Annotated in this window: 1 protein-coding gene and 1 pseudogene; one reads left to right on the forward strand and one right to left on the reverse strand. The window is 46.1% G+C overall.

Translation table 11 applies throughout. The features are described 5' to 3' along the window. Window positions 1–224: pseudogene (fadH, locus tag A3762_RS16145) on the reverse strand (NADPH-dependent 2,4-dienoyl-CoA reductase); the annotation flags it as partial. A gap of 104 nt (window positions 225–328) precedes the next feature. Between fadH and A3762_RS16150 the strand changes: the two are divergent. Beyond that, window positions 329–970, forward strand: a complete 642-nt coding sequence (locus tag A3762_RS16150; protein ID WP_068476508.1) for a TetR/AcrR family transcriptional regulator — start codon at window positions 329–331, stop codon at window positions 968–970. Window position 971 lies beyond the last annotated feature (1 nt).

The raw sequence follows: 971 nt of genomic DNA on the forward strand, positions 1-971 counted from the left end.
GAAGTAGGGTAGAACCAACCACGTTTGTTTGGGTTGTAGCCGCCAGTGATCACGAGTGCTGCGCCACCTTTTGCACGTTCCGCGAAGTAGGCTGCGAGCTTGTCCATTTGCCAGAATCGGTCTTCTAGGCCGGTATGCATTGATCCCATAATGACGCGATTTTTAAGCGTGGTGAAACCTAGGTCTAATGGTTCCAGCATGTGTGGGTATGGTTGGTTGCTCATAAAGCCTGACCTCTCAGAATATAAATAGCGTAAAACTTAACTTGACGTCGTCAAGATAACATCTATTTTGACAGTGTCAAGATTGATTTGTTATCTTCGCCAACATGAAAAAAAGCACCCGCAGTAATAAAAACGAAAACACCTACCATCATCAGGATTTGCGTAACACCTTGTTGGAAAATGCCGAAGCCTTGATGAGCGAGCGAGGTATTGCGGGTTTGACCTTGCGTGAGTTGGCGGAGCGATCGAATGTGTCGCGCCAAGCGCCATATCACCATTTTTCGTCTAAACATGCATTGCTGTGCGCGGTGGCTGAACGGTCTTTTGATGATTTAAATGCTTTGCTTGATCAGTCGGGTTTGAGTGATGATCCCGCATCGATTCAACAAAGGCTTAAAGACTACGTGATTGCCTATGTGCGTTATGCAGCAGAGAACCCTGAGAAGTATGAATTGATGTTTGGTGCGGTGACATGGCGGAACGAACCTTCACCAGAGTTGACGGAAAAAGGTCATGCAACCTTTCGACGCTATACAAAAATTATTAGTCAGTTAAAAGAGCAGGGTGGGATGCCGTCTTCGTTTGATGCAACGCGTATGTCGCAAACGACATGGGCGACCTTACATGGCTTGTGTCGTTTAAAAACAGATGGCGTGTTTGTGAGCCTTGAGGCGGTGGAAGAAATGTCTTTGTATGCGGCAGAGATGATTTTGTCGGTACTTAAAGGTCCGACAAAATCAGAATAGT

The organism is Oleiphilus sp. HI0125 (assembly GCF_001635355.1).